Below are 780 nucleotides of genomic sequence, written 5' to 3'. Positions count from 1 at the left end.
TCTTACCGCTGCTGCGTCTCGACACCATTCCTACGCTGGTTCAGTGCATTAAGCTTGCTGAACAAGTGTGTGGCCGTGGTTCAGAGCAAGTTCGTGCACCGCGCCAACTGCTTAAAGGTGAGGAGCGTCAACAAGTGATCCAGATGGTGGAGCACGCGCTTGCTACCCGCTTAGACCTATCAAAATACAATCTGTAATTGAGCTAGTGAGTAGGGCGCTTTGTGGCGCTCTACTTATTTTCGCTATACAAAAATGAACGGAGGGATGCCATGAGCACAGCAAACAAGGATTATGTGAGCTTTCAACATGTTAAGAAAACCTACGACGGTGCAAACTTGGTGGTTAAAGACTTCAACTTAGACATCGCACCCGGAGAGTTTGTCACCATGTTGGGGCCTTCTGGATCAGGCAAAACAACGTGTCTGATGATGCTGGCGGGTTTTGAAACGGCAACAGGCGGGGAGATTTACATTGATGGCGTTCCGGTAAACAATCTCGCGCCACATAAACGCGACATCGGAATGGTATTTCAAAACTACGCGCTGTTTCCTCACATGACGATTGCGGAGAATCTCGCTTTTCCTCTAAAAGTGCGCAAGCTCGATAATCAAACCATTCAAAATAAAGTACAGAGCGCACTGGACATGGTCGAGTTGGGGCACGTTGCCAGTCGTTATCCCAAGCAGTTATCTGGCGGGCAGCAACAACGTGTCGCGTTAGCGAGGGCGCTTGTGTTTGAACCGAAACTCGTCCTGATGGATGAGCCTTTGGGCGCGTTGG

General features: G+C 49.7%; 1 protein-coding gene and 1 pseudogene. Both read left to right on the top strand.

All coding sequences use genetic code 11. The features are described from left to right. Positions 1-197 (top strand): annotated as a pseudogene (locus tag R7190_RS26850) (dihydrodipicolinate synthase family protein); the annotation flags it as partial. Between the two features lie 72 nt (positions 198-269). Further along, positions 270-780, top strand: a 511-nt coding sequence (locus tag R7190_RS26845) for an ABC transporter ATP-binding protein (protein WP_318137793.1), incomplete at its 3' end; no start/stop codon positions are given.

Source organism: Vibrio sp. 1078-1 (assembly GCF_033340475.1).
This window is presented reverse-complemented; position numbering and strand designations above follow the sequence as displayed.